Here is a 26361-nt window from a genome sequence, read left to right as displayed (position 1 = left end):
CGGCTGCCGGGGTGGAAGGAGGCCCCTCGGCCCCCGAAGGAGAAGCCGTGAACGGAACCGCTCGGCCGGGCGGGCATCGGAATCGCCGTCGCCCGCGCGCCCGCGGGATTCCTCGCCGCGCGACTCGCCCGGCCGCCTTCCGAGGGACGAGCCCGACAGGAACCGTCGGAGCACAGGAACTACCGTGAAGACCGGGCGCCACGGGTGCTGCCACGCGCCTGACGCGACAGGAGGTCTTGATGGGCCAGGAGGGCTCCGAATCCGCGGGCACACGGATGCCACGGTTGAAACTGGACGAGCTGCTCGACGAACTTCAGGCACGTATCGACGAGGTGCGGGGCACGAGGGACCGGTTGAACGGGCTCCTCGGGGCCGTCATGTCCGTGGGCCGGGAACTGGACCTGCCCCAGGTGCTGCGGGGCATCGTGGAGGCCGCGGTGGTCCTCGTGGATGCCGAGTACGGGGCTTTGGGCGTCATCGGGGAGGACCGGAAGCTCGCCGAGTTCGTCCCCATCGGCATCGACGACGACGTGTGGGAGCGGATCGGGGATCTGCCCTCCGGCCACGGCATCCTCGGCGAACTGATCCGCAACCCGCAGCCGCTGCGCCTCTCCGAGCTGTCCGAACACCCCGCCTCGTACGGATTCCCGCCGCACCATCCGCCGATGCACTCCTTTCTCGGTGTCCCCATCAGGGTCCGCGAGGAGGTGTTCGGGAACCTGTACCTCACCGAGAAGCGGGGGGCGGCGGACTTCGACGCCGAGGACGAGGCCGTGGTGACGACACTGGCCGTCGCGGCCGGCATCGCGATCGAGAACGCCCGTCTCTACGAGGAGGGCAGGCTCAGGCAGCGGTGGCTGGCCGCGAGCGCCGACCTCACCAGCGCCCTGCTGTCGGGCTCGGAGGAGACCCTGGTGCTCGACGGGATGCTGGAGCAGGCCGTGGACATCGCGGGTGCCGACATGGGGGTCTTCTACCTGGTGGGCACGGAGGGCGAGCTACGGGGGTCGCTGGCGCGCGGTGCGGGGGCCGAAGCGCATCGGGGCGTGGCCCTGCCGAGCAGCGAGGGAACCCTGGCCGCCGCCGCCCTCGAGGCGGAGGACGGCCTGGTCACGCTGGCCGACGTGGAGAGCGACGAACGGGTGACGGTGCAGCCGGAGCGTTGGAAGGGCTTCGGGCCGGCGGTGGCGGTGACGATCGGCACGAAGGAGCGGCTGAGCGGCGTACTGATCCTCGCCCGGCGCCGGGCGAGGCCCCCTTTCGCGGGCGCCCAGATCTCGGCTCTCCCGGGCTTCGCAGGGCAGGCGGCCCTGGCGCTCGAACTGGCCGACAGGCGCCGTGACGCCGAGCAGGTGAGCCTTCTGGAGGATCGTGACCGGATCGCACGCGATCTGCACGACCTGGCGATCCAGCGTCTGTTCGCCACGGGGATGACGCTGCAGAGCGCGCGGCGGTTCATCGAGCACCCGGAGGCCGTGGAGCGGCTGACGCGGGCCGTCGACGACCTGGACGCCACGATCAAGATCATCCGATCGACCATTTTCGGGCTCCGGGACCACGACGCCTCCGGCGGTGCCCCGAAACTCAGGAACCGTGTCGTCAAAGCGGTGGAATCGGCCGCGTCGACACTCGGATTCGCTCCGGCGCTCCGGATGGAGGGACTGCTGGACACGGATGTGCCGCCGGAAGCGGCCGAGGAAGCGCTCGCCGTTCTCGGGGAGGCCCTCACCAATGTGGCACGGCACGCCCGGGCCCGGAAGGTGGAAGTGGCGGTCGTCGTCGAGGAGGGCGTCCTGACGGTGACGGTGAGCGACGACGGCGTGGGCGTGCGGCGGGGCGGCAGGCGCAGTGGACTGCGGAACATGTCCGAACGGGCCGAGCGGCTGGGCGGCACCCTGTCGGTCCGCTCTCGGGCGGAACCAGGCGGCGGCACGGTACTCGAATGGCGGATCCCGCTGTCGACCGAGGACCCCTGACCGCACTACCTCTCCTCGGCGTCGTGTTCGTGGACCTGCGCGGCGATGACGGCGGCCTGGACACGGCGCTCCACCCCGAGCTTGCCCAGCAGCCGTGAGATGTGGTTCTTGACCGTCTTCTCCGAGAGGTAGAGGCGCTTGGCGATCTGCCGGTTGGTGAGTCCCTCGCCGATGAGTTCGAGCACCGACCGCTCCCTCTCGGACAGCACCGCGAGCCGCTCGTCCTCCGTCGGCTTCACCGACTCGGGATCGCGCAGGGAGTGCATCAGCCGGGCGGTGGTGGCAGGATCGAGCATCGACTGGCCCGTGGCCACGGTCCGTACCGCCGACACCAGATCGGCCCCCTTGATCTGCTTGAGGACGTACCCGGCCGCACCGGCCATGATCGCGTCCAGGAGGGCGTCCTCGTCGTCGAACGACGTCAGCATCAGACAGGCCAGCTCGGGCATCCGCGCGCGCAGCTCCCGGCACACGGAGATGCCGTCGCCGTCGGGCAGCCGTACGTCGAGCACCGCCACGTCCGGCCGGAGCGCGGGCCCCCTGGTCAGTGCCTGCTCGGCCGTCGACGCCTCGCCGACCACCTCCATGTCGGGTTCGTCGTCGATCAGGTCATGAAGGCCCCGGCGGACGACCTCGTGATCATCGACGAGGAACACCCGTGTCGGTGCGGTGGCTGCCGGCAGATCGTTCATGGCGACCCCTGTGGTCGGTCGGTGGACACCCGCCCTCATGAGGATTGTCCGCCATCGAGCGCCTCAGGGGGCGACGACGAGATCCATTCGGACGTCGACCACGCCCTCCACGGCCCGCACGGCGCGGGCGACCAGCGGCACCAGGGACCTGTCCGAGAGCGCCCCGCTGATCGTGGCCACACCGCCCGCGACCACGACGTCGAGCCCCACGGGGGCGGCCGGTTCGCCGAGCACGGAGCGGCGGATGTCCTCCTCGATCTCGGCGTCCGTACGGAGGAACACCTTCAGCAGATCGCTCCGGCTGACCACCCCCTCCAGCATGCCGAGGCCGTTGACCACGGGCAGGCGCTTCACCCTCCGCGTCGCCATGATCCGCGCCGCTTCGGCGAGCGTCGCGTCGGGATGGACGGTCACGGCCGGGCTGGACATGAGCTCCCCGGCCCGTAGGGCTCCGGCCTTGGACGCCGCGGCGGACTCGTCCGGCCGGGGCTCGTCGGTGCGGAACTCCTCCTTGGGCAGCAGATCGGCTTCCGAGACGACGCCGATCACCCGCCCCTCGCCCTCCAGGACGGGCAGGGCACTCACCTTCCAGTGGTCCATGAGCTCGACGATCTCCTTGTACGGTGCGTCACGCCCGACGGCGATGGCGGTGTGGGTCATGACGTCGCTGACGGTGTAGCGCGAGGCGGTCATTCCGTTCTCCCGGAGGGGTGAGGACCTACGGTGTCCACTCCAGTCTGGCCGCGTCCCGGGAGGGGGGAGGAGGGCCGGACGGCCCCCCTGGGACCCTGTTCGGCCCGTGCGAGCCGTGTCCCGCTTGTCCCGGGCGGAGCGGAAAGCGAGGCGGCCGGGACGTGCGGACCTGATCCTCACCCCACCAGCTGCTGCCGCCTGTGGGCCTCACGACTCATGTCCGGCCGGTTCTCGGCTCCGGCCGCCCGGTCGAGACCTCCACGAGAAGGAGGTCGCACTGCCTCCGCACGGCGGTCCCTGCCGCGGAAGGGCCCTCTCGACGGGCTCCCGCCCTCGACGGTGACTCCCGTGCGGATCGGTCAGGCAACCTGGAGAGACGCCCCCCACGCCCTCGCACGATCCCGCTCGCCCTCGCGCAGCGGGCCTTCGGTGTCCTCGATGACGAACCCCTCCGGTTCCGCGACGAGTTCGTAACCATGGCTGCGCAGCCGTCGTGCGATGCCACCGGCGGCGGCGCCGGCCAGGCGCATGTCCGCCCTGGTGTCGAAGGCCGCGGCGGCGTGGGTGCCGGTGCGGGCCTTCGGAAGCGTGTCGTGGAACCAGTCGCGGACTCCAGGGCCCTCGGCGCCCTCCTCGGAGGCGAAGGGCCGCTCCTCCTTCTCGGCCGCTTGCTGCTCGGCCTTCAGCCCCATCTTCCGGCTCATCCCGGTGGTCATGCCCCGCATGTGGGTCGGCCCGCCGACGACCAGCAGGTCGGTGGGGCCGATGCGCTCCGGCAGCGCGTCGACCACCGCCACGCACTCGACCTCGGCGTCCGGGTGCGTCTCCTTCAGGCCTTCGCCGATCGCGTCGGCGATCTCGCGCGTGTTGCCGAACAGGCTCTCGTACACGATCACAGCGCGCATCACGTCTCATCTCCTCGTGTGCTTCGTTCTCAGGCCTCCGCGGCGGCTTCGACCGCTCGCGGCGCGATGCCGACGTCCGGGGTGACCAGCGCCCGGCAGCGGCCGAACCGTGCGGCGGAAATCGGGTCGGTGCAAGCGGTGCGCGCCCCGGGGGCCCAAAGGGACCGCCGTGCCGAACGACATGTCCGGGTCGCGGGTCGCGCCGTGCACGGCGTCCGGCGCGGTGGCGACCACGGCGCGCTCCAGGCGGGAGGGCCGGGCCCCGGGCAGGGCCGTGTCGAGCAAGAGGGCCCGGCTGTCGTGGCGGCGCTCGGCTGGGCGTTCATGGAGGCCTCCCGGATCCGACGTCACCAGTCTGTTCCCCGGGACGGGCATCCCGCTGGGGCCGAACGGCCCCGAGATGCACGTCTCCGCCGGAGAGGCGTGTCGGTCGTCGGGCGGGAGGCCGGCGGCATCGTGGCAGAGGACGGTCAGGCAGTCGGTGACCGTCCGTTCCCATGGGTCGCCGGGTGCCGCGGTGAGGAGGTCCTGGGCGCGTCGCGTGCCGTACCCGTACAACCGAGCCCGACCTCAACACCCCGACCCTGTCATGAGATCCGGGAAACAGCGGCTAGCTCACTCGTGCGAAGCAAGGCCTTGATCCATTTCCGCCGACCCCCTGCTAGATTCGCGCTATGTCCATTTTTCTCACCATTAGCCCAGAATTGGCGGGGTGAGGTCGGATGGGAGTCCTGCGCGACAATCCCGAACTCGCCCTCTTCCTCTGTCTCTCCGTCGGCTACCTCGTCGGCAAACTCCGGGTGGGCCCCATCACGCTCGGCGGAATCTGCGGCACCCTGATCGTCTCGCTCCTCATGGGCGCCTGGGCGAAGGTGACCGTCTCCGACGACGTGAAGACGATCTTCTTCGCGCTCTTCATCTTCTCGCTCGGCTACATGGCCGGCCCACAGTTCTTCGCCAACCTCAACAAGAAGAGCCTGAGGTACTTCGCCCTCTGCCTCATCGAGGTCCTCTGCGTCGTCGGCATCGCCCTCGGTCTCGCCGAGGCGTTCGACCTCGATGTCGGCACCGCCGCCGGCATCCTTGCCGGCGCCGCCACCGAGTCGGCGGTCGTCGGTACGGCGACCGAAGCGATCGGCAACCTCTCCGACCTGACGCAGGCACAGATCGCCGAATACCAGGGTCATGTGGCCACCGCGTACACCGTCTGCTACCTCTTCGGCCTCGTCACCATCGTCATCTACACCAGCCAGATCATGCCGATGCTGATGCGGATCAACCTCCGCGACGCCTGCCGCGAGCTGTGGGAGAAGATGCGCGGCTCGGGCGGCGGCCTGGAGGACGACGAGCGCGAGGCGCTGCCCGGCATGGTCGGCCGGACGTACCTGGTCACGCTCGCGGACGGAGCCCGGGTCGGGGAGTTGGAGCGACGGCTGGGCGGCCGCGTCACCGTCGAGGCGGTGAAGCGGGGCAGCAAGGTCCTCACCCCGCCCCCGCCCGAATTCGAGCTGACCCTCTCCGACCTCGTGCTCACCGTCGGCCGGCGGGCCAACATCATCGAGGCGGGCCGGATCATCGGCCCCGAAACCCCGGCCGTCCCCGGCTTGGACACACCGCTCGCCACCACCCAGATCTCACTGACCGACAGGAGCGCGGCCGGCAAGTCCCTGGACACCCTTTCCAGGGAGCACCCGGAGTTCTCCTCCGGTGGGGTGTACGTGACGGACGTGCTCCGCAACGACCAGCACCTGCCGGCGACCCCGGAGACCGTCGTCGCCCGGGGTGACGTCCTCACCCTGGTCGGCGCCCGCGCGGGTCTCGGCAAGCTGGCATCCAAGGTCGGCTCGGTGGTCAACAACGACGCCACCGACTTCATCTACCTGGGCCTCGGCATCGCCTGCGGCTCGCTCCTCGGCCAGGTCGTCGTCACGTTCGGCGACGTCCCCATGTCGCTCGGCACCGGCGGAGGCTGTCTGATCTCCGGTCTCCTCTTCGGCTGGTTCCGCTCCCGGACGCAGACCTTCGGCGCGTTCCCGCCACAGGCCGCCACCACCCTCAAGGACATGGGCCTCGCGATCTTCATCGCGTGCACGGGCCTGGTGTCGGGCCCGCAGGCCTGGCCGCTGCTCAAGGAATACGGCGCGCTGCTGCCGTTCGCCGGGATCGCGATGGTCCTGATCCCCGCGACGATCTCACTGTTCGTCGGCCGCAAGTTCCTGAAGATCGAGAAGCCGCTGCTCATCGGTGCCATCGCGGGTCAGCAGTGCTCGACGCCCGCGATCACCTCGATCACGCAGGTGGCCCAGAGCTCGGTGCCGATGCTCGGCTACACGATCACGTACACGCTCTCGAACTTCCTGCTTCCGCTGACCGGCCCGCTGCTCGTCGGCATCCTCGGAGCGTGAGCAGGCCTCATGATCGATTTCCTCGACCGGAACGTCTTCCGGCCCCATCCCGAGCTGCTGATCTTCATCGCGGTCGCACTCGGCTTCCTCTTCGGCAAGCTCCGCTACAAGGCGATCGCGCTCGGCGCCGTCACCGGCTGCCTGGTCGCCGGTCTGCTGCTCGGCGCACAGTTCAAGGTCACGATCGACGGCACGGTGAAGAACCTCTTCTTCACCATGTTCCTCTTCGCCCTCGGCTACAAGGTCGGCCCCCAGTTCTTCCGCGGCCTGAAGAAGGACGGCCTGCCGCAGGTCGTCAACGCGGTCATCGTGTGTGTGACGGGACTTCTCGTCTCCTGGGGCTTCGCCGTGATGCTCGGGTACGGCCCCGGGCTCTCGGCCGGGCTCCTCGGAGGCGCGCTCACCCAGTCCGCCGTCATCGGTGTCGCCCAGGACGCCATCGGCAACCTGCCGGGACTCTCCGCGGACCAGATGAAGAACGAGGAGAACCTGGTCGCGATCGGCTACGCCGTCACGTACCCCCTCGGCACGATCCTCTGCGCGATGCTCCTCGCCGGCGTCCTGCCCAAGCTCTACAAGAAGGACCTGGCCGCCGAGTCGGCGCAGCTCGCCAAGGAGCTGGACGCCCCGGGCGACGACCCGGACCTGACCGAGGGGTATTACGAGGTCGTCCTCCGCGCGTACCGCGTCGACCGCCCCGACCTCGTCGGCCGCACGATCGACGACTTCGAGAACCAGCAGGGGACGCTCGGCCACCGCATCTACCTCACCCGGGTACGGCGAGACGGGAAGATCCTCGACCACACCCAGTCGACGGTGCTCCGCGAGGGCGACACCGTGGCGGTCAGCGCGCTGCGCGGCTCGCTCGTCGACTTCGACGCCCGGACCCACATCGGCGCGGAGACGGACGACGTCGAGCTGCTCGGCTACCAGACCGAGACGCTGCACGTCGTCGCCTCGGAGAAGGCGCAGCTCGGCAAAACGGTCGCCGACCTGCGCCGCGAGCCGTTCATGGTGGGCGTGTACATCGACAAGATCTACCGCTCGGGCGCGGAGTTCCCGTACCGGCTCTCCACGACGCTCGAACGCGGCGACACGGTGATCCTCACCGGGCCGAAGCGCCTCGTGGACCCGGCGGGCAAGGCGCTCGGCAAGCCCGTGCCGACCTCCTTCGCCACCGACATGCTCTGGGTGGGCCTCGGCATCTTCCTCGGCGGCTGCATCGGCATCCCGGCGCTGACCGTATCGGGCGTGCCGATCTCGCTCTCGACCTCCGGAGGCGCGCTGATCATGGGTCTGGTCTTCGGCTGGATCCGCGGCAAGTACCCCACGTACGGCAACGTGCCGCCCGGCGCCCAATGGTTCATGGACACCTTCGGGCTCTGCGCCTTCGTCGCCGTGGTCGGCATCAACGCCGGCCCGAGCTTCACCAGCGGCCTCTCGACGGCCGGCTGGGGGCTACTGGTCTGGGGTGCGGTGGCCACCCTGCTCCCGCTGATCGTGGGCTTCCTGTACGGCCACTACGTCCAGAAGATCCGCTTCCCGATCCTGATGGGCGTGCTGGCCGGAGGCCAGACGACGACCGCTGCGATCGGCGCCATCAACGAACAGTCCAAGTCCCAGGTCCCGACGCTCGGTTACACCATCCCCTACGCGGTGGGCAACGTGCTGCTGACCATCTGGGGCGCCGTGATCGTCATCCTCAACCACTAAGGATCCGTCGTGCCCAAGACCACCTTCACCCGCGAGGAGATCCAGTCCTTCGCGCAGCTCTCGCCGTTCGAGCTGAAGGACAAGTTCATCCAGCTCGCCCAAGCCGCGCAGGCCGACGAGCCCGGCCAGAAGGAGAAGTCGCAGGCGCAGATGCTCAATGCGGGCCGAGGCAACCCGAACTGGGTCGCGACCGGCCCCCGTGAGGCCTTCTTCGCGCTCGGCTACTTCTCCCTCTCCGAGTCCCGCCGCGTCTGGACCGCCGACGACCTCGGCGGCATGCCCGAGCCGACCGGATCCGGGGACCGCTTCGATGCCTTCGTGCGGCGACACCCGGATCTGCCCGGGATCGAACTGCTGCAGAGCTGCGTGGAGTACGCGATCGAGCGCTTCGGCTTCGACAAGGACGCGTTCGTCCACGAGCTGACCGACAGCACCATCGGCGACAACTACCCCGTACCGGACCGGATGCTGCCGCACGCCGAACAGATCGTGCGCGGCTACCTCGACGACGAGATGTTCGACAGGCAGCCGCCCGCCGGGACCATGTCACTCTTCGCGACCGAAGGCGGCACCGCCGCCATGTGCTACATCTTCGACTCGCTCATGAAGAACGGGATCCTGAAGAAGGGCGACCGCATCGCCCTGATGGTGCCGGTCTTCACCCCGTACATCGAGATCCCCGAGCTCGACACGTACGACTTCGACGTCGTGACGGTCAGCGCGAGCCTCTTCACCGAGACCGGCGTGCGCAAGTGGCGCTACCCCGAAGAGGAGGTCGCCAAGCTCGCCGACCCCTCGGTGAAGATGGTCTGCCTGGTCAACCCGTCGAACCCGCCGTCCCTGGCGCTGAGCGAGCGGGTCGCGAACCAGATCAAGGACATCGTCGCCACCTCGAACCCGAACCTGCTGATCGTCACGGACGACGTGTACGGCACTTTCGTCGAGGGCTTCCGCTCGATCGCCGCCGACCTGCCCCGCAACACACTCCTCGTGTACTCGTACTCCAAGCACTACGGCTGCACCGGCCACCGGCTCGGCGTCATCGGCCTCCACGACGACAACGTCGTCGACGAGATGATCGCGAACCTGCCGCAAGAAGAAAAAGACCGCCTGAACAGGCGGTACGGAACGCTCAGCCTGCGGCCGGAGAGCATCCGGTTCATCGACCGTCTGGTCGCCGACTCACGGCAGGTCGCCCTCAACCACACCGCCGGGCTCTCGCTCCCCCAGCAGGTCATGATGTCGCTCTTCTCGCTCTTCGACCTGCTCCCCCAGGGACAGGCCTACAAGAAGCGGATCCGGGGCATCGTCCACCGCCGGCTCGACCTGCTCCTCGAAGGCGCCCAGATGAGGATCGCCGATGACCCGAAGCGGGCCGGGTACTACGTCGAGCTCGACCTGCTCGCGGAGGCCGAGCGGGTCCACGGAAAGGTCTTCGCCGACTTCCTGGAGAAGAACTACGAACCGGTCGACCCACTGTTCCGGCTCGCCGAGCAGACCGGCGTCGTCCTCCTCAACGGCGGCGGGTTCGACGGCCCCGAGTGGTCCGTCCGCGTCTCCCTGGCCAACCTCGACGACCTGGACTACCTGAAGATCGGCCACCATCTGCGGGCGATCTTCAACGACTACACGGAGGAGTGGAAGGCCTCCCAGGCCTGACGGGTGGCGGCCACAGGGGCGCGCGCCCCGGCCGGGAGGCGGGCCCGACTCCGGCCGGGGCGCGCGGCGTGGAGGCGATGTCCTGGGCGTGCGGATGCAGTCGGCGATGGCACACGCCGTCGCCCTGCAGTCCGCGTGGAGGCACGTGGTCCGAAGGAAACGGCCCGGGTGCATCGACCCGCAACGGGCGACGAGCCGTACCCAGAGCCCCTGGGCTCCGCCGATCCTGCGCATGCCGGTCCGAACCCACGAAGAAGGCAGGACAGGGGCGACCGGCCCGCGCCCTTCACCGGCGCGGGCCGGTCTCCACCCCATCGGACCGTGCGGCGGGGGAGGCCGCAGGCCGTGGTCGAGCGGTCCCATGCGCTCGACACCCATGTGCCCCCGAACCCGTCCCCCACACCCACCCGGGTTCACCCGGACGGCCGAGGTGTGGAGTGCGGGGGCGCGGACAGACGGGGGACAGCGCCGCCGTCGACGGACACCCCCCGAGTCGTGGACGGCGGCGATCGCCCGGTGACCGGTGGGCCGCCTGCGGCCCCTCGTTCCGCAGGCGGCACCACCGTCCGCAAGGGCCGGGCCCGGCGTCATGAAGCAGCACGGCCGCCCCGAACCCGCCGGGCACGTGAAGGTCGTGGCATTCGACGGGGAGGCCGGTCGCCTGGACCTCGTCCCCGCCGCCCCGCGTACGGCACGGAGGTCCGCTGGATCACGCCGTGGCTGATCACGGCGACGCTGATCACGCCGACGCTGATCACGGCGGCCGACGAGACGGTGCCCGACGCGAACGTCCGGGCCGTTCACGTCCTGGCGCCCGCTTCCCGCTGGGCCGCCACGACGACGTCACCGGCCGCCGCCGGTGACCCGGCCCCGCGGCGGGCCGTTCCGGCCGGGCCGGTGAAGACGCGGGAGACCGCGTCGGCCGGCCGCCACCACGCCCGCGGGGACGGTCCCGGTTCTGACCCGCGCACGGACACCGCTGTCTCCCGCTCGGCTCGCACCCCGCAGTGACGTGTCAGGATCGCATCATGGTGTTCTTCGGGGTGCGCATCGAGTTCCACGAGCCCGGGTCGCGCCTGCTGTCCCCTGTCCGACCGTGAGCATCGCCCCGGTGACTTCGCCGACCGCTGCGTCGGGGATCGCGGTGGCGGCCTCGTCGAGGACGAGCAGCCGTGCCCCGGGGATCTCGCGCGCGATCGCCTCGGCGTTGCCGAGGGGGAAGAACCGGTTGCGACGGCCGTGGACAACGAGCGTGGGGACCTCGATCCCGGGCAGGCGCTCGCGCCAGCGGGGCGCGCAGTCGAGCCGTGAGAACACCGTGCCCATCTGGTCGGCCATCTGGACCGGGGGCGTGGTGCCGGGCGTGCGGTCCCAGACGCGCGCGGCGATCGCGCGCGCGGCGACGGGGTCGTCGCCGAGGATCTCCGCGCTGCCGGCGGCGAACTCCGCGACCGCCTCGCGGTCGGTCCAATCGGGCATCGGACGCGCGAACAGCCGGCTCATCGTCGCCCGGTCATGGCCGGGAAGGTCGTCATCGGGCGGACCGGGAGCGACCGCGCGGGTGCCGACCAGGGTGAGCGCCGAGAACGCGTCCGGATGGTCGAGCACGGCCACCTGGGCGACCATCCCGCCCACGCCGATCCCCGCGAGGTGCGCGGGCCCCCCGCCGAGCGCACCGGCAAGGGCCGCCGCGTCGGCGGCCAGGTCACGCAGGGTGTAGGCGGGCGCCTGCGGATCCGCCGTCGTCGACTCCCCGCTGTCGCGCAGGTCGTAGCGCACCGCGCGGCACCCGCCGGCGGCGAGGCGCTCGCACAGCGCGTCGGGCCAGGAGAGCATCGTCGTCCCGCCCACCAGCAGGACGAGCGGCGCGTCGTCCTCACCGAACGACTCGATGCCCAAGGCGATCCCACGGACACTGACAGTGGTCATCGGATCACCGCACGACGTCGTAGGTCAGGTGCGTCGCGGTCGAGGTCGGGACCACGCTCCGCCGCACCAGCGCCCGCGGCCCCCCGCCGGTGAACAGCGGCGTCCCGGCACCCAGCACGACGGGCGCGAGGTGCAGCGCCAGCACGTCGACCAGCCCGGCCCCCAGCGCCGAGGCGACCGTGGCCCCGCCGCCCATGAGGACCACGTCGAGGTCCTCGCCCCGGTCCGACGACGCGGCCTCGGCCCGCTCGCGCGCGGCGGCGACGGCGTCGGGCAGCCCGGTGGTGACGAACGTCCAGTCGAGGTCGGCGGTCCGCACCGAATCCGGCAGCGAGCTCGTCACGACGACGAACGCGGGCCTGCCGACCTCGCCGGCACCGTAGCCGACCGTGTCGTCCCAGCCTTTCGGCCCGTCGACCACGTCGAAGAGGTGGCGGCCCAGGACGACGGCGCCCGAGCGGGCGGTGCCCTCGCGCAGGATCCGGAGGTCGTCGGGGTCGTCGGAGAACGCCCATCGGTGCAGGGCCTCGCCGCCGGTGCCCAGACCGTTGTCGGGACCGGGGTCGGGCCCGGTGACGAAGCCGTCGAGAGAGACCGAGATGTCAGCGATGATGCGAGTCATACCAGGGCAGACCCGATGCGTCGCCCGAACTCATCCCTCGCGCGTGAAACGGGTGACGGACACGACCTCGACGGCCGCGGCCGGGGCGGCGCGGACGGCGGTGAGATCGGCGATCTCCTCCGGCGTGAACCCGAGGCGCTGGGCTGCCTTGATCACCCGCCGCGCGGTCACCGCGTCCTCGCCGCAAGGGCGGCGGCCGCCGTTGCGGCGTTCCGGCTCGGCCGGCAGGCCGCGCCGCTCGTGGTGACGCAGGGGCTGGATGTTCACCCCCGCCGCCTCGGCGACCTGCCCGCTGCGCGGGGCCACGCTCACCGTGGCATCCCGGAGGTCCGTGCGGCCAGGGCGTCCAGGACGGCTTCGTGGGCCGGGTCCACCGCGATGTCCAGGCCGACCAGGTCTTCGCCGGGCGTGGTGGTGAAGGTGAAGAACGAGCAGCAGCGGCTCTCACGCGGTGAAGAACCGGACCGGCCGGCCACCGTCCGGCGTCCGCCCCGGGCCGAGGAACGCCGCGTGCGAGGTGCCGGCCGCAGCAGCGACCGCACGCCGGTCCGCGTCCGTCGCCGCCGGGTCGTCGTCGGCGACAGCCGTGGGGCTGCCGCCCCGGCCGTCGCGCCGCACGCACGCGTCGACCACCGTGACATCCGGCCAGGACATCGGCCCACCTTCGACGCTCAACGAACCGGCAACCGCGAACGGCGCCCACCGGTGACCGGGCCCGGCCGCAACGGCCCGCCGAACGCGTCCCGGATCGTACCGACCCGAGTCGTCCGGTGCCCTCCTGCACCGGACAGCGGCCCGTCGTGCTCGGGTGCCTCGGTGAGGCCGGCGCGGACGGAGGAGCGCGGGCGGGACGTCTCGGTCATGACCGAAACGGTAGCGGCGGGGGAGAGGGCATCGGACAACCTCTCCGTATCCGGGGAGCGGTCCCCACCCAGCGCGGGACGCATGAAGAGCGGGCGCCCCCGACCGGGCGGCCACAGGTGTCCGCGAAGCGGTCACCGCCTGCCCGGGCACCGTTCGGTGCCGAGCAGGACTCCACCGGAACACCCCGGGTGCTCCGGCGGGCCGTCCGCGGTCCGGCCCTCTTCCTCGGATACGGCCCGGCAGCACGTCAACGGAGTTCCTGACCGGTACGCGGGAGGAAGGGTCGCCCTCCTGCGAACGGGGTATCACGCTGCTCCATCCGGGGGATGCCTTGTCGGAGGGGGCCCTACGGTCCGCCTGCGGGTTGAGTCCAGCCCGGCACGGATTCGGTGAAGGAGAGAGTGCGATGGTGTTCGTCGGGGTGCACGGGGAGTGGGGGCGGATCGACGCCACTCAGGCCGACCTCGGGTGCGGACAGGACCGGGAGAGCATCCACAAGGCGAAGCCGCCCGCGCCGCTGACCTGTGACGAGTGCGGCTGGCGGCTGCACCTGGTCCACAAGACCCACGGCGCGTACGAGCTGTGGTTCCTGCGGCATGCCGCCCACGCCCCGCACTGCGAGGCGCGGCTCGCGGGCGAGGGCATGGCGCACCACCTCCTCAAGCTCGACCTCGCTCACCACGCGCGCGCGGCCGGCTGGAGCGCCGAGTACGAGGTCGCCGCCCCGGACGGCTCCTGGCGCGCGGACGTGATGGCCACCTCCCCGGACGGCACCCGGCGGGTCGCCCTGGAGGCGCAGATGGCCTCCCTCTCCCTCACCGACGTCAAGGCCCGCACCGACCGTTACGCCGCCGCCGGCGTCGAGGCGTGCTGGTTCACCGACCGCAAGACCGTGCCCTGGCTCGACGCGGTGCCGTCCGTCCAGATCGTTCGTCCCGAGGACGGCGGCGCCGTCCAGGTCACGGCCGGTGCCGCGCGCTTCGAGCCGGAGTGGTGCCACGACCGTGCCGACTGCGACCGGAACAGTTGGGGTGTCGAAGGAGCGGTGCCGTGTGGCGGGCACGGGAAGTGGGCGGCGGCCGGGCCGTTCCCGCTCGACCGGTTCGTCGCCGCCATCTGTGCGAACAGCACCCGTCCGCACCGCCTGCGCGTGCCGAGCTGGGAGAAGGGCGAGACCTGGCGGTGGGTCACCCGGCGGTACTTCGAGCTCGAAGAGGAACAGGTCCGGGCCACGTCCTGGCGGAAGCAGGTGAGGGAGCGCCTGGCGGCGGTCCAGCAGCGTCAGCGGGAGGCCAGGGCGGCGGCCGAGCGGGAGCACGTGGCGGCGATCGAGGCCCTGCTCCAGCGGCAGAAGGCCTTGGTCAAGCCGGTGGTGGAGTTCGTCTTCCACGAGGCCGGCGTCTACCCGGCCCTCGGCCGCGACGGCATCCCCGAGTTCGCGATGGGAGTGCCCGTGTACGTCCGTGGGAAGCCGTACGCGGTCATCTGCCCCGTGGCCGGCCGTGTCCCCGCCCTGCGCGACGTGCTGGCCCCGCTGGTCCTCTTCGCAGCCACCGAGCGCGAGCGAGACCGCATCGCCGCCCAGGCTGTGCCCGGCCAGCGCGTGGAGACCCTCACGGTCGAGCTCCCGCCCCCAGCCCCGGTGCCCGGCCCGCGTGAGCACGGCGGTCCCACCGTCAAGCAGGCCGTGAACCGGATGTTCGGCCTCGACCGCTCGGAGGAACCCTTCGAAGGATCCGCGAACGTCGGACCGGGCACCGGCACAGCGGCCGCACCTCCCCGACGGCCCGGGTGAGGGGGAGCGGTCCACGCCGAACCAGCAGGCCGACACGTCATGAGCGGCCCCGCGGCGGAGAGGGACGAGAGCGGCCGGGAGCCGGTCGACGAACACCAGCCGGTGCGAAGCACCGGCGCCCACCGCCCGCTTCCGCGGCCGGGAGACCAGCCTGGCCCGGTGACGCTCACGCCACAACGGGTCCGCCTCGGCCATGAGTTCAGCGATCGCACCGGCCGGCAGCCCCGTGATCCGGCGGCTGCCGGCGATCCCTGCACGCGTCACAGTCCCCACCGTCCGACCCTGGTCGGCCATCCGGGGCCCGACGTCTCACCGCTCACCGCGCACGAGCTCGTCAGCGCAGGGCGGGCTGGTCCCCGTACTGTCCGGGCCCCGACCGCGCCCGCTGTGCGCAGAAAACACCCTTGACCCCCACTCCTCCGAGGCCGCCCATCACGCCCTCTCGTCCTCGTCGTCCCCCCGGGTGGGTCGGGGGAGGGGGATGCGGGTCTGTCCCTCGATCGGTGCCGGGGTGCGCTCGCCGAGCCGGCCCTCCAGCTCTCGGAGCCTCGTACGCGTCTCCTCGGGCGTCATGTTTCCCCCGTCACCGCTGCCGCGGACCGGGATCCGACGGACGGTCCTGCCCCTGCGCCGCCGATGTCACGGTCCGGGTGTCCTCGCCGGTGAGTTCGACGATGCGGTGCAGCGGAATCCCGGCGGCCGTGGCCCGCGCCAGCAGGGCGTCCCGTTCACCCGCGCAGTCGCGGTAGGCCAGCAGCTCTTCCTCCACGCGGGCGAGGGCGCCCGGTGTCAGCGCGTGGCGCAGCTGGTTCAGCTCCTCGTCGCTCAACGGGACCGGCACCTTCTCCGTCCCGTCGGGGATGGCGCCCGTCTCCTCCGGCGGCAGCAGCCGGACGCCCGGGGAGGAGGCGGTGACGCCGTGCGCGTCGAGCCAGGCCCGTACGGCGGGCGTCTCCAGGCACGCCAGGTCTCCCACAGCCGTGACGGAGGCGCCCAGCGGGGTCGCCGGGTCGTCCACGAGGAACAGGTAGGCGTCGTCGGTCATGCTCGTCTCCTTCGCAGACGGGATGGTCGTGTGCCGTCCCCACCTACCCCCTCCGGCGCAAGCCACCCCGGCTCCGGTCGCCCTCGCCCACGGCGCGCCGGCGCCGCGCACACCGCCGCCCCGCCCGGCATCCGGTGCCGGTCGTCCGCCCCCGGCCGGTGGACGGCGTGGACGCCCCACCGCATCGGGGCGGCACGAGCGGTGCCCTTGGCGGCGCCCGTCCCCGGCCCGTGCGCAGCGGGATCTTCGCCACCGCCCGGTGCCCGACCCCTCTTCCACGGGGCCGTGTGCGGGACCGGGGGGATTTCCGGCGGCTGAGGGGGCACACGTGCACACGGTGCTCGCCACCACGCGGCCGGGCGTGCCATGGGCAGCGCACACGTGGGCGGGCGGACGACGGCAGGCAACAACGGGATGCAGGGAGCGCAGTGATGAAAGTCCGCTCGTGGCCGATCCGACCGGACCTCCGGCTCACCGCCCACGTGGTGGCCGGACGTTACCGGCTCGACGACCTGCTGGGCCGCGGCGGCGCCGCCGACGTGTACGAGGGCATGGACCTGCGCCTGCGGCGCCCGGTCGCCGTGAAGGTCTTCCGCCCGGACGGCACCGCCGACACGGAGGAGCGGTTCGACGGCGAGGGCCGGCTGCTGGCCCGGCTGCAGCACCCCGGCCTGATCACCGTGTACGACTGCGGCCAGGACGACGGAACGCCCTACCTGGTGATGGAACTGGTCAGGGGCACGACGCTGCGCCGGCGGATCGCGGCGGCCGCGCTGGCGCCCGCCGAGGCGTGCCGCATCGGAGCCGCGCTGGCCTCGGCGCTGGCCCATGTGCACGAGGCCGGAGTCGTCCACCGCGACGTCAAGCCCGCCAACATCCTGCTGGACGAGGCGGGCACCCCCCGCCTGACGGACTTCGGCATCTCCCGGCTGCTCGGCACCACGGCCCAGACCGTGACGGGCACCCTGGTGGGCACCGCCGCGTACATGGCCCCGGAGCAGGTGCTGGGCCGGGGCGCCGGGCCGGCAGCGGACATCTACAGCCTGGGACTGGTGCTCATCGAGTCGATCAAGGGCGAACTGGAGTACGGCGGGGTGCCGCTGGAGGCCGCGATCGCCCGCCTGAACCGTCCCCCGGTCATCCCGCCGGACGTACCGGCGGCCGTCGCCGGACTACTGCAAGCCATGACCGACGCGGACGAGAGCCGCCGGCCGGACGCCCGGGCCTGTGGGCGCGCCCTGGCCGCCCTGGCCTCGGAGGACCTCCCGAGAGCGGCCGACGTGCCCGCGGGATCCTCCGTGCCCGCGGCTCCGCCCGTGAGGGGCGAGGACGGCGCCGGCGAGCGGAATCCGGACACGCTGAGGTCGAACGGGGCGGGCGCGGCAGTGGGGGTCGCCGGCGTCGGGGCCGCCGACCCCACGCACGGCGAGCCGGTGCCCGCACGATCCCCTTCCGAACGGCCCGCCTCACGCCGGGCCGGTCGGATCCTGGTGACCGCCGGTGCGGCGCTGGCCGTCTTCGGCGTCGGACTGGCCGGTTCGGTGGGCGGGCCGTCCGCCGAGGCGGAGAACTCCGTGCCCGTTCCGCCGCGCCCCGCCACGACCGAGCCGGCCTCCCCGACCGCCTCGTCCGCTCCGCCGGCCGGAGCCGTCTCCGCGCCCCGATCCCCCTCGTACACCGGGGACCGGCGGGCCGCGAGCTCCGAGGACGCGGCGGTCGACAGCCGGACGCCGTCGGCTCCTGGCGTCTCGGAGCGGCAGCGCGGCCGTGCGACCGGTCCGGGAGCAGCCGGGCCGGGCCCCCGGAAGGGCGAGGCGCGGCAGGGGAAGCCGAAGCCGGCCAAGGGCAGGCACGCGCGGTGACACCGCCGCGGCGCCCGGCGTTCACGCCGCCCGACGGAACACCGGGCGGTCGACCCGCAGACTGCCCGGCCGGGGCGGTGGCGGTCGGGTGGCGGCAGGCCCTGGGACCGTGTTCCGCCCGGGCCCGACTCCTCCCGCGCGTCCCGTCGGCGGGGAGGAGTCGGGCGGCGCCGGCGTTGTCGGTGCCCGGTGTTAGCGTCCACGCCATGGCAAACCGTTCCTACCTCTACTCCGCCGACTCGATGCCGAACGAGACGGAGATCCCCCAGCGGATCCGGTGCATATCCGAGCACAACTGGGACATCCCGCTCGCGCACAAACTCATGGTGGGGCGTGGAACGACGATCGTCCCGTCCATGATCTGGAACCCTCCGATCGGCATCGCAGCGGACTACGCCGGAGGGGCGGCCCTGCTCCGCGACCTCCTGCGCGCGGTCGGCAAGGGCCTGGAGAACGAGGCCGAGTTCGCCGAATGCGTCGCCAGGACCCATGCCCACCTGGAGAAGCAGCAGGCGCAGTACTTCGTCCTGGAGACCGGGGAGATCGTCTCGATGACGGACGACGATCCGGCACGGAGCGTGCGGGACCTGGTGGCCGGGGACATCCCCGATGCCGTCGCCCGGGCCGAGGCGGCGATCGCCGGCCGGAACGACGACTGGCTGGCTTCGGTCCGGGCCGACTGGCAGAGGCACTTCGCGTCCTTCTACGGCGACGCGCTCTACTTCTCCTTCCCCGGCTGACCCGGCCTGCGGTGCGGTAGCGGGCGGACCCGGCCTGAACCGAAAGGCGCAACCCGGTCTGAACTGCTCCCCGCACCCGCGGGAGGACGGTCAGCGGTGGGCCAGCACGTTGACCACCCGTCCGCCGGGGTCACGGACGAAGAACCGCCGCACGCCCCACTCCTCGTCCTGCAGGGGGTGGATGATCTCCGCACCTCTCGCCCGCATGGCCGCGTAAGCCGCGTCCACGTCGTCCACCTCGACACTCATGTCGGGGGCGACGGGCGCGGTCTTGTCGCCGGTCATGACGCTGATCTGCGCTGTCGGGCTGGACGGGGACGCGAGCGTCATGATCCAGCCGTGGTTCATGACCTCCTCGAAGCCCAGCAGACCGTAGAACTCCCGGCTCTCCTGCGCGGCCTCCGACTGGATGTTGGGCACGACACGGCGAACGGCCATCGACGACTCCAAACGAGAACCAAGGCGACTCTGTCTCCCCCTAGAAGTACTACGGCACGTCCCCTGCCGCACGCACCGGCGGCCAGGGCGCCGCGACGTCGCTGGTCGCTGTGACGGCGCGTACGGACCGTCAGAAGGCAGACCGGAAAACGGCGTACGGGCGTCCGCGGGCCGGCGAGCGGCTGGTCGGGGCCGGCCGGTGTGCCGGGGCGGAGATCCTCAGCCGGTCCTCTCGGCCCCCGGCGCTGCGGACGGCACGCCAGGTCGAGTCGTGCCTCGGGCGGGAGCGGGCGCTGTCATCGATCGGCCAAGGCGTGGGTCTGCCGGGGAACTTCCGGCTCAGGACACCGGGGCCGGCTCCCGGCCCGCCCAGATCCGCGCGTAACAGCGCGGGGTCCCCGGGGCGCCGGCGTCCTTGAAGGGCTTCCGGCCGTGCAGGACCGCGGAGTTGTTTACGAGGAGGAGGTCCCCTCGGCGCAGGGGCAGGCTCATCACCACGGCCGGATCCTGGAGCAGCGTTTCCACCGCGTGCAGGGCACTGAGCTGCTCCGGGCCGAAGGGGGTGCCGGTCTCCTCCTGGCCACGTCTGATCCAGTAGCGGTTGTAATGCACCCGTAAGGTCCTGCCCTCATGGCGGAACACCGGACGGACGCGGTCGAAGTCCGGTCCGCGACCGAAGTGATGGTCCCGGTGGAGCGCGCGCAGGGCTTCCGGCTGTTCGACGGCGAGCCGATCGTGCAGGGCCAGGCCACTGGCCAGGAGCGACTCGCCGCCGTGGGACGCCGGCCGGATACAGAGGAGGGCCAGGAGCCCGGGAGGTTCCTGGCCCTCGCCGCGGTCCATGTGCGGGAGGAGCACCTGGTCGTCGCCGTGGACGGCGGCCGGGCCCCCCGGGCCCGCCGAGTGCGGGACGGCGGGGGCGGTGGCCGCTGTCAGAAGCTCACCGGCGGACCGCTGGAGACGAAGGCCGACGGGGGCGGACACCTGGCCGACGACCTGCGCACACCGTTCGACGCACTGCTCCTCGGTCAGGCCGGCGAGGTCCAGGCCGCGCAGCACGACGAAGCCCGTTCCCTGCCGGAGCACGGCGTTGATCTTCCCCACCAGGGCGCCTCCCGCAGACGCGTCCGGTACGGGAAGCAGCCAGTCCTCCTCCTTCAGCGTGGCCGGGTACCAGCTCAACGGCTCTTCGGCCCTGGAAGGCTCCGTCATCGCGCCACCTCTCCTCCGGTCCCCTTCCCCTGCCCCGGCGAGCCGGTGCCCACGCCGCGACCTGGGCCGCAGGAGTGCCTGTGGGATCACGGATCAGGCCGGCCGGGGTGGTGAGCACGGCGTGCGGCCGTCGGCAGGAGGGCGGTTGCGGCGTGCCCCGCGATTGTTCTCGGGGTGGGTGACGCGGGCTTTGCCGTCGGTCTTCCGGACGTGCGGTGACAGGCGGTCTCGCCGTCAGCCCGGCAGTACGAACTGCGCCATGCGCAGGCCCGGTACGGGTTCGAAGTCGGCGGCGCGCCTGAAACCGAGCCGTTCGTACAGCTTCAGGGCCGGCTGGTTGTCCGCTCCGGTGCTGACGCTCACTTCGCCGCCGTCGAGCACCTCGGTCAGCAGGTGGTCCAGCAGGCGGGAGGCGATGCCCCGGCGGAACCAGACCGGGTCCACACAGACCCGGTCGATGTGGGTGACGTGTCGGTCGGTGTCGGTCTGCCAGGCCACGAAGGCGGCCACCGTTTCTTCGCCGGTCACCGCGCCCAGCCAGCGAAGGGGCTGGGCCGTCATGTCCGGGAGGGATTCAGTCAGGGCGGGGATGCCGTCGAAGCCGATGAGTTCGGCCTCGACGGCATAGGCACGCAGGCCCACCGCGTGCACGGCGGACGCGACGGTGGCATCGCTCAGGTCCAGCTCGCGGATCAGCACGCCCGGCGGTATCGGCGCGCGGGAAGAGGGAGAAGCCAGGTCGTTGTCGGACATGCGCCGATGCTATCGAGCCGGGTCTTCGAGCCGCGCGAGCGGCTGCGAGGCGGCCGGCTTCGGCAACTCGTCCAGCCGTCCGATCCGTGAAGGAGGCCGGATTCCTCCCCCCACGACACGGCCTCGGACCGGCCGGAGGAACGCCTTGACGGACAGGAGGGGCAGCAGCCACCGAGCTCTTCCGGAGTGGCCACTGAACGGGAGGCCCGGACCGGACGCGGGCCCGGTCAGCGGGGCGAGGCCGGGTTCGTCGGGGGAGGCGCCGATCACCGGCTCTGCGCCCGCGTGGTGGTCCATGCCGTTCTCGACGCCGGTCGCCCGGGCGGGGCGGGGGACGGTCCGCATCGAGGGGCGAGCCGCCCACCGCGGCCTCCCGGGCGGTTGTCGAGGAGGCTGTCGGGCCGGCCGGCCCCGGACCGTGCACGAGCACAGTGGGACGCTGACCGCGGCCGGCCAGATCGGCGGAGGCGGCCCTACGCGAAGCACGGATGCACCGCTGTCGGATGCGGACTCCGGTCTTCACGCGGCGGCCCGGGGGGCGGGGCCGCGCCAGTCGAGGCAGAGCACAGTGGCGTCGTCCGGGAGGTGACCGTTGCAGGCGTCGGTGACCGCGCCGGTCAGGGTGCGTACGACCTCGCGGGGGTGCTCGGTGGCGGTGTCGCCGATGAGCGCGCGGAGGTCGAGGTTTTCGGCCGGGCCTTCTTGCATGCCGTCGGTGTAGAGCACGAGGCGGTCACCGGGGCGAAGGTCGAGGTCTTGTACCCGGTAGCGGCCTTGCGTGGTGATGCCGAAGGGGAGGTCCGCGTGCAGCGGGATCTCGCCGACCGCACCGTCGCGCAGACGCAGCGGCCAGGGGTGGCCGGCGTTGACGAGCCGGGCGCCGGTCCCGTCCAGGGCGATGCGCAGCAACTGGCCGGTGGCGAAGGTTCCCCGGCCGTGACCCAGGAGGGCCTGGTGGGTCTGGCGGGCCTGCTCGACGAGGTCGGTGCCGGCGCGACGAGCGCCTCGGGAGGCGTTGACGACGAGCGTGGCCATGAGGGAGGCGTCGACGTCGTGGCCCATGGCGTCGGTGACGGACAGGTGCAGGGTGTCGCGGTCCAGGGCGTAGTCGTAGGTGTCCCCGGCGATGTTGTCGGCCGGTGCCAGGGCGCAGGCGAGGGCGAACTCGGGAGCCTCGCAGGAAGCGGACGAGGGCAGGAGCTGACGCTGGATCTCCGCGGCCAGGCTGACCGGGGTGGTGCGCTGGCCCCAGTGGTAGAGGTCGGTGAAGCGGCGGTCGGTGACGACGATGTACGCCAGCGCGTGCGCGGCCTCCTCGATCTGCTCCAGCACGTCCGGGGTGACTCGGGGAAGGAACAGCTCCAGGACCCCGAGGGTGTCACCGCGGTTGGTGACCGGGGCGAGCACCCGGTGCCCCTGCCCGCCTTGCATGTGGAGCAGCTTTTGTCCGTGCAGTACTTCGTCGTAGGCACTGCCGGCGAGGGGAATGAGATCAGGGCCGCGTTCCTGCTGTGCGGTCGCCTCCTCACTGACCCGCACCATGCGCCGGCCGGCGACGTCGACGAACAGGAACGACACGTACCGGGCGCCGAACCGGTCGCGCAGATTGCGTGCCACGACATTGAGGGAGTCCACCGGCGCGGCCTTCTCCGCCGCTGCCAGCACCTCGGCCAGCCCCATCCGATCACGCACCCCATCAGCCTCTCAGGATCACGGGCCACCTTCTCGTCGACACGGCACGGATCACTGCCGGACACCTGTCTCACGGAGACGGTCTCTCGTTCCTGCCGGCCGGTCGTACCATCCGCCGCCCGGACGACCGGGACTCCTGGTACCCCGGGTGCGTGCCGGGCCTGGTGGTGCGTCTGCGGGCGAGGGGGAGGGGGCACATCCGGTGGCGGACCCGGGCCGTGCCGGCGGCGGAGGCGAGGGCCTTGTCCGACCAGGTCACCGGCCGCACGGGGCGCTCGGCCTCGCGGCCCGGCGCTCGGGGAGGTCGGGGGTGACGGCGAGCGCGGTGCCCACGCCCACGATCGCCGTGACGGCGCCGGTGTCGGTGTCACGGGCACGGGCCCGTGGAGAGGCGGACGGCGTCGGCCTCCCCGGCACACCCGTGAAGCGGTGCACGCCTCCTGGCCGAGCCGCCCATGTGGACCGGGCGAACGGGGCGCCGGTGCCGCGCCACGTGCCGTCCGCTTCGGCGGCACCCCGCGGGTCGCCCCGTGCGGGCGTCCCCGCGCTGCGGCAGGAACGGGTCTTCCGGTGCGTCGGGTCAGGGTGGGGCACACTGGCGGCGTGCGCATCGTGATGATGACGGCGGGATCGAGGGGCGACGTCGCGCCGTACACGGGTCTGGGTGCCGGTCTCGTACGGGCCGGGCACGAGGTGACGCTGGCCGCGCACGGGGTGTTCGAGCCGCTGGTGGCGGGGTCGGGGGTGCGGTTCCGTCCGCTGCCGGTGGACCCCCGTGCCGAGCTGCGCTCCGCGCGGGGCCGGCGGCTGCACGACGCGCGGACCGGTGCGGGAAAGCTCGTACGGCTGGCGTCCATGGCCCGGGGAGCGGTCGACGAGATGACGGCGGCCCTGGTGGAGGCGGCGCGGGAGGGCGAGGTCCTGCTGGTCGGCGGGGCGCTGGGGCCGCTCGGGTACGCCATCGCCGACGGCCTCTCGGTGCCCGCCCTGGGGCTGCACCTCCAGCCGCTGCATCCGACCGGGGAGTTTCCCGCCCCGGTCCTGGGGACCCGGTCCCTGGGCACGGTGGGGAACCGGCTGAGCGGACGGGTCGTCACGACAGCGGTGGAACTGCTGTTCTCCGACGCCGTACGGTCACTGAGGCGGCACGGGCTCGTGACGACGGGCCGGTCCCGGCACCGGCCGCGGCCGGTGCTGCACGGCTACAGCGAACTCGTCGTCCCCCGGCCCCGGGACTGGCCCGCCGGGCTGGAGGTGGCCGGGTACTGGTGGCCGCACGAGACCGGGCGGTTGCCCCGGGAGCTGGAGGACTTCCTCGCCGCCGGGCCCCCACCGGTCTTCGTCGGTCTGGGCAGCGCCACCGTCCCCGACCCCGGGCGGGTGAGCCGCGAGATCGTCACCGCGCTGCGCGCGGCGAAAGCGCGCGGGATCGTCCAGCGGGGCTGGGCGGGGCTGGACGCCGGGGGCGACGACATCCTGACCGTCGACGAGGTGCCGCATTCCCTGCTGTTCCCCCGGACGGCCGCCGTCGTCCACCACGCGGGAGCGGGCACGACCGGCGCCGTCCTGCGGGCCGGAGTGCCCAGCGTTCCGGTGCCGGTCCAGTTCGACGCGGCGTTCTGGGCGTCCCGGCTGACCGCGTTGGGCACCGCCCCCGGGGTCGTGCCGCTGCGCCGGCTCACCTCCGAGGCCCTGGCCGGGGCCCTGCGCCGGGCGACGGCGGACGGCCCCCACCGTGTGCGCGCCCGCGCCCTGGCCGACCGCCTGGCCGTGGAGGACGGCGTCGCGCCGGTGCTCGCCGCGCTCGCCCGGTCGGTGCGCTGACCACGTGTCGGCCGCGCTCGGCGCGGCCGCGACGATCCCGCGCGATCCTGGGCGTCCGCCAACTCCTGACGCACCGCACGTCACCGGGGGCGGGGCGAAGGCGCGGCCGCCCTCGCGCCCCGTCCCACCGCGCCGTGAGGTCGGTCCGTGTGGTCGGTCCGTCCTCCCGGGCCTCTCACCGGCCGTGCGGATGCTGCTGGACCTCCGCGTCCGGTGCCTGGGGGTTCGGGCCGCGGAAGCGGGCGAGCGTCTTCGTGAGGGTCTTCCACGGGGAGGGGTCCTCCTTGGCCGTCGTCGGTGATGCCGTCCGGGGCGCGCCGTCGCCGCCGGTCGCCTCGGCGAGGGCCTCGAGCGCGGACTCGGCGGCTTCCCGGTACAGGTCGCAGGAGGCCGTCATGGCTTCGAGTGCCTTGGCGTACCTGGTGACCATGGCCCGTGCGTGGGCCAGTTCCTCGTCGGGGGTGAGCAGGTGCCAGCCTTGGCGCAGTCGTGTCAGGGCCCGTTCGGCGTCGGCCGGCAGCGGCCGGGGCAGGGAAGCGAACTCCTTGATCTTGTCGAGGAGTTCGGTGGGTTCCGTGCCGTCCAGGAAGACGTTGCGCACCGCGAAGCGTTCGGCGTCGTCATCGGCGGCCCGCGGTGTCGGGGGCAGGATGACGGCGCCGCCGCGCGGTACCCCCACGCCCAGCTCGCGCTTCACCACGAAGTCGGCGATCAGTGCCTGTTCCGGCGTGGCCCGGTGTTCGACCACCCGGTGTCGCAGGCTCGGCGGCAGGAAGGCCGTGATCGGCCGGCGTCCCAGGGCGTCCGGCGTCATCGCCTCGTGCACCACGACATGGAGGGACCAGCTCTGCCGGGTGCAGGCCCGCAACAGGCGGCGCAACTCGTCGTCGTCCTTCGGCAGCTGGTTGGCCGTCCGCAGGCGCACGCCCGGCACCGTCTCGTGGTCCCACGCGACCTGGTCGCTGTCGGGCCAGAACACGGTGGCCGGTGAGGGCCAGCTCGCTTCCCACGCCCGCTCGGCCTCGGCGGCGAGGACCCAGGTGACGCCCTCGCCCTTCGTGCGGCGGGACTCGGGCTCGTACGTGGTCAGCTGCGCGCGCACCGTGACGTCGTCGGCGACGCGCCAGCGGGCCTCGAAGAGGCGGCGGGCGGACGGGCCGGGGTCGGCGGACTCGTCCCGGGGGTACAGGTCGGTGGACCGTGCCGCCTCGACGGGGTCGAGGTCCAGGAAGTCGTCGATCACCCGGGCCGCCTTGAGGGCCAGGAGGTTGCGCCGGACGTCCCGCTCGGGTTCGGGCCCGAGGTGACGCCCACGCCCGAGCCAGGCGGTGTCGGGGACGGTGGTCGAGGAGGTGCTGTTCTTGTCCATGGAACCGTTCGGTGGGCGATCAGGGCCCGACCAGTATGGTCCGTGACCCGAACGGGGGAAGCGGCATTCCGTCCGCGCCGTCGCGGAGCGCGTGCCGGGCCGACGGGCGGCCGGTCGATCCACGGGCGGCGCGGACGCGGTCGGCTGGGCGGGGACGCGGTCGGCTCGGCGGA

At 72.4% G+C, this 26361-nt stretch carries 23 protein-coding genes; 8 read left to right on the top strand and 15 right to left on the bottom strand.

Features of this window, described 5'->3' with window-relative positions; translation table 11 throughout:
• The first annotated feature begins 239 nt into the window (after window positions 1–239).
• Window positions 240–1976 carry a sensor histidine kinase gene (locus IE180_RS17990; protein ID WP_190157895.1) on the top strand — a complete coding sequence of 579 codons (1737 nt, stop codon included), beginning with the start codon at window positions 240–242 and terminating at the stop codon, window positions 1974–1976.
• 5 nt (window positions 1977–1981) lie between these two features.
• On the opposite strand, the gene IE180_RS17985 is transcribed toward IE180_RS17990, so the two are convergent.
• The 3 genes from IE180_RS17985 to IE180_RS17975 all read right to left on the bottom strand — a co-directional run bounded on the left by IE180_RS17985 (window position 1982) and on the right by IE180_RS17975 (window position 4266).
• A complete protein-coding gene (locus IE180_RS17985) occupies window positions 1982–2668 on the bottom strand; it encodes a response regulator (RefSeq protein ID WP_190157894.1) in 687 nt (228 codons plus the stop codon).
• A 63-nt stretch (window positions 2669–2731) separates the two neighbouring features.
• Window positions 2732–3361 (bottom strand): CBS domain-containing protein, encoded by a 630-nt coding sequence (locus tag IE180_RS17980; protein ID WP_190157893.1) that lies wholly within the window; start codon window positions 3359–3361, stop codon window positions 2732–2734.
• Window positions 3362–3720: 359 nt separating this feature from the next.
• A complete protein-coding gene (locus IE180_RS17975) occupies window positions 3721–4266 on the bottom strand; it encodes a flavodoxin family protein (RefSeq protein ID WP_190157892.1) in 546 nt (181 codons plus the stop codon).
• A gap of 722 nt (window positions 4267–4988) precedes the next feature.
• On the opposite strand from IE180_RS17975, the gene aspT (IE180_RS17970) reads away from it, so the two are divergent.
• Genes aspT (IE180_RS17970) through IE180_RS17960 form a run of 3 tightly spaced genes read left to right on the top strand, consistent with a single transcriptional unit; the run spans window position 4989 to window position 10043 of the window.
• The gene (gene aspT / locus IE180_RS17970; RefSeq protein WP_190157891.1) at window positions 4989–6671 is read left to right on the top strand and encodes an aspartate-alanine antiporter; all 1683 of its coding nucleotides are present in this window, start codon (window positions 4989–4991) and stop codon (window positions 6669–6671) included.
• A 9-nt stretch (window positions 6672–6680) separates the two neighbouring features.
• Window positions 6681–8384, top strand: coding sequence for an aspartate-alanine antiporter (gene aspT, locus IE180_RS17965; RefSeq protein WP_190157890.1), 1704 nt, complete (start codon window positions 6681–6683; stop codon window positions 8382–8384).
• Between the two features lie 9 nt (window positions 8385–8393).
• Window positions 8394–10043 (top strand): bifunctional aspartate transaminase/aspartate 4-decarboxylase, encoded by a 1650-nt coding sequence (locus IE180_RS17960; protein ID WP_190157889.1) that lies wholly within the window; start codon window positions 8394–8396, stop codon window positions 10041–10043.
• Window positions 10044–11069: 1026 nt separating this feature from the next.
• Here the strand turns inward: IE180_RS17960 and IE180_RS17955 are convergent.
• The 4 genes from IE180_RS17955 to IE180_RS17940 form a co-directional block, all read right to left on the bottom strand.
• Window positions 11070–11972, bottom strand: coding sequence for an alpha/beta fold hydrolase (locus IE180_RS17955; protein ID WP_190157888.1), 903 nt, complete (start codon window positions 11970–11972; stop codon window positions 11070–11072).
• A gap of 4 nt (window positions 11973–11976) precedes the next feature.
• Entirely contained in the window at window positions 11977–12594 is a 618-nt protein-coding gene (locus IE180_RS17950) for a dihydrofolate reductase family protein (RefSeq protein WP_190157887.1), read from the bottom strand.
• 30 nt (window positions 12595–12624) lie between these two features.
• Entirely contained in the window at window positions 12625–12906 is a 282-nt protein-coding gene (locus IE180_RS17945; protein WP_190157886.1) for a MerR family transcriptional regulator, read from the bottom strand.
• A 132-nt stretch (window positions 12907–13038) separates the two neighbouring features.
• The gene (locus IE180_RS17940) at window positions 13039–13248 is read right to left on the bottom strand and encodes a hypothetical protein (RefSeq protein ID WP_229860561.1); all 210 of its coding nucleotides are present in this window, start codon (window positions 13246–13248) and stop codon (window positions 13039–13041) included.
• Between the two features lie 616 nt (window positions 13249–13864).
• On the opposite strand from IE180_RS17940, the gene IE180_RS17935 reads away from it, so the two are divergent.
• Window positions 13865–15253, top strand: a complete 1389-nt coding sequence (locus IE180_RS17935) for a competence protein CoiA family protein (RefSeq protein ID WP_190157885.1) — start codon at window positions 13865–13867, stop codon at window positions 15251–15253.
• A 432-nt stretch (window positions 15254–15685) separates the two neighbouring features.
• On the opposite strand, the gene IE180_RS17930 is transcribed toward IE180_RS17935, so the two are convergent.
• Together IE180_RS17930 and IE180_RS17925 are read right to left on the bottom strand one after the other, a co-directional pair.
• Window positions 15686–15826 carry a hypothetical protein gene (locus tag IE180_RS17930; RefSeq protein WP_190157884.1) on the bottom strand — a complete coding sequence of 47 codons (141 nt, stop codon included), beginning with the start codon at window positions 15824–15826 and terminating at the stop codon, window positions 15686–15688.
• Between the two features lie 10 nt (window positions 15827–15836).
• A complete protein-coding gene (locus IE180_RS17925) occupies window positions 15837–16298 on the bottom strand; it encodes a DUF6003 family protein (protein ID WP_190157883.1) in 462 nt (153 codons plus the stop codon).
• 431 nt (window positions 16299–16729) lie between these two features.
• On the opposite strand from IE180_RS17925, the gene IE180_RS17920 reads away from it, so the two are divergent.
• A complete protein-coding gene (locus IE180_RS17920; RefSeq protein ID WP_190157882.1) occupies window positions 16730–18160 on the top strand; it encodes a serine/threonine-protein kinase in 1431 nt (476 codons plus the stop codon).
• Window positions 18161–18366: 206 nt separating this feature from the next.
• Window positions 18367–18900, top strand: coding sequence for a DUF7822 domain-containing protein (locus tag IE180_RS17915; RefSeq protein WP_190157881.1), 534 nt, complete (start codon window positions 18367–18369; stop codon window positions 18898–18900).
• Between the two features lie 90 nt (window positions 18901–18990).
• Here the strand turns inward: IE180_RS17915 and IE180_RS17910 are convergent, their stop codons facing one another.
• From IE180_RS17910 to IE180_RS36470, 5 genes are all read right to left on the bottom strand, one after another.
• A complete protein-coding gene (locus IE180_RS17910; RefSeq protein WP_190157880.1) occupies window positions 18991–19338 on the bottom strand; it encodes a VOC family protein in 348 nt (115 codons plus the stop codon).
• A 339-nt stretch (window positions 19339–19677) separates the two neighbouring features.
• Complete coding sequence (locus tag IE180_RS17905) at window positions 19678–20550, bottom strand: TauD/TfdA family dioxygenase (protein ID WP_190157879.1); 873 nt, start codon at window positions 20548–20550, stop codon at window positions 19678–19680.
• A gap of 234 nt (window positions 20551–20784) precedes the next feature.
• A complete protein-coding gene (locus IE180_RS17900; protein WP_190157878.1) occupies window positions 20785–21303 on the bottom strand; it encodes a GNAT family N-acetyltransferase in 519 nt (172 codons plus the stop codon).
• A 519-nt stretch (window positions 21304–21822) separates the two neighbouring features.
• Window positions 21823–22983, bottom strand: coding sequence for a PP2C family protein-serine/threonine phosphatase (locus IE180_RS17895; protein WP_190157987.1), 1161 nt, complete (start codon window positions 22981–22983; stop codon window positions 21823–21825).
• 267 nt (window positions 22984–23250) lie between these two features.
• Entirely contained in the window at window positions 23251–23430 is a 180-nt protein-coding gene (locus IE180_RS36470) for a hypothetical protein (protein ID WP_229860560.1), read from the bottom strand.
• Between the two features lie 183 nt (window positions 23431–23613).
• Between IE180_RS36470 and IE180_RS17885 the strand changes: the two genes are divergently transcribed.
• A complete protein-coding gene (locus IE180_RS17885) occupies window positions 23614–24819 on the top strand; it encodes a glycosyltransferase (RefSeq protein ID WP_190157986.1) in 1206 nt (401 codons plus the stop codon).
• Between the two features lie 175 nt (window positions 24820–24994).
• Here the strand turns inward: IE180_RS17885 and IE180_RS17880 are convergent, their stop codons facing one another.
• Window positions 24995–26188 (bottom strand): hypothetical protein, encoded by a 1194-nt coding sequence (locus IE180_RS17880; RefSeq protein WP_190157877.1) that lies wholly within the window; start codon window positions 26186–26188, stop codon window positions 24995–24997.
• Window positions 26189–26361: the final 173 nt, after the last annotated feature.

Source organism: Streptomyces litmocidini (genome assembly GCF_014649755.1).
Lineage (GTDB): Bacteria > Actinomycetota > Actinomycetes > Streptomycetales > Streptomycetaceae > Streptomyces > Streptomyces litmocidini.
This window is presented reverse-complemented; position numbering and strand designations above follow the sequence as displayed.

What these genes read in the sequence shown, in the direction of transcription:
- IE180_RS17985 (WP_190157894.1), bottom strand. Translation starts at nt 2,668, where the DNA reads ATGAACGATCTGCCGGCAGCCACCGCACCGACACGGGTGTTCCTCGTC.
- IE180_RS17910 (WP_190157880.1), bottom strand. Translation starts at nt 19,338, where the DNA reads ATGGCCGTTCGCCGTGTCGTGCCCAACATCCAGTCGGAGGCCGCGCAG.
- IE180_RS17930 (WP_190157884.1), bottom strand. Translation starts at nt 15,826, where the DNA reads ATGACGCCCGAGGAGACGCGTACGAGGCTCCGAGAGCTGGAGGGCCGG.
- IE180_RS17925 (WP_190157883.1), bottom strand. Translation starts at nt 16,298, where the DNA reads ATGACCGACGACGCCTACCTGTTCCTCGTGGACGACCCGGCGACCCCG.
- IE180_RS17880 (WP_190157877.1), bottom strand. Translation starts at nt 26,188, where the DNA reads ATGGACAAGAACAGCACCTCCTCGACCACCGTCCCCGACACCGCCTGG.
- IE180_RS17975 (WP_190157892.1), bottom strand. Translation starts at nt 4,266, where the DNA reads ATGCGCGCTGTGATCGTGTACGAGAGCCTGTTCGGCAACACGCGCGAG.
- IE180_RS17990 (WP_190157895.1), top strand. Translation starts at nt 240, where the DNA reads ATGGGCCAGGAGGGCTCCGAATCCGCGGGCACACGGATGCCACGGTTG.
- aspT (WP_190157891.1), top strand. Translation starts at nt 4,989, where the DNA reads ATGGGAGTCCTGCGCGACAATCCCGAACTCGCCCTCTTCCTCTGTCTC.
- IE180_RS17950 (WP_190157887.1), bottom strand. Translation starts at nt 12,594, where the DNA reads ATGACTCGCATCATCGCTGACATCTCGGTCTCTCTCGACGGCTTCGTC.
- IE180_RS17895 (WP_190157987.1), bottom strand. Translation starts at nt 22,983, where the DNA reads ATGGGGCTGGCCGAGGTGCTGGCAGCGGCGGAGAAGGCCGCGCCGGTG.
- aspT (WP_190157890.1), top strand. Translation starts at nt 6,681, where the DNA reads ATGATCGATTTCCTCGACCGGAACGTCTTCCGGCCCCATCCCGAGCTG.
- IE180_RS17915 (WP_190157881.1), top strand. Translation starts at nt 18,367, where the DNA reads ATGGCAAACCGTTCCTACCTCTACTCCGCCGACTCGATGCCGAACGAG.
- IE180_RS17885 (WP_190157986.1), top strand. Translation starts at nt 23,614, where the DNA reads ATGACGGCGGGATCGAGGGGCGACGTCGCGCCGTACACGGGTCTGGGT.
- IE180_RS17920 (WP_190157882.1), top strand. Translation starts at nt 16,730, where the DNA reads ATGAAAGTCCGCTCGTGGCCGATCCGACCGGACCTCCGGCTCACCGCC.
- IE180_RS17900 (WP_190157878.1), bottom strand. Translation starts at nt 21,303, where the DNA reads ATGTCCGACAACGACCTGGCTTCTCCCTCTTCCCGCGCGCCGATACCG.
- IE180_RS17935 (WP_190157885.1), top strand. Translation starts at nt 13,865, where the DNA reads ATGGTGTTCGTCGGGGTGCACGGGGAGTGGGGGCGGATCGACGCCACT.
- IE180_RS17940 (WP_229860561.1), bottom strand. Translation starts at nt 13,248, where the DNA reads ATGTCCTGGCCGGATGTCACGGTGGTCGACGCGTGCGTGCGGCGCGAC.
- IE180_RS17980 (WP_190157893.1), bottom strand. Translation starts at nt 3,361, where the DNA reads ATGACCGCCTCGCGCTACACCGTCAGCGACGTCATGACCCACACCGCC.
- IE180_RS17955 (WP_190157888.1), bottom strand. Translation starts at nt 11,972, where the DNA reads ATGACCACTGTCAGTGTCCGTGGGATCGCCTTGGGCATCGAGTCGTTC.
- IE180_RS17905 (WP_190157879.1), bottom strand. Translation starts at nt 20,550, where the DNA reads ATGACGGAGCCTTCCAGGGCCGAAGAGCCGTTGAGCTGGTACCCGGCC.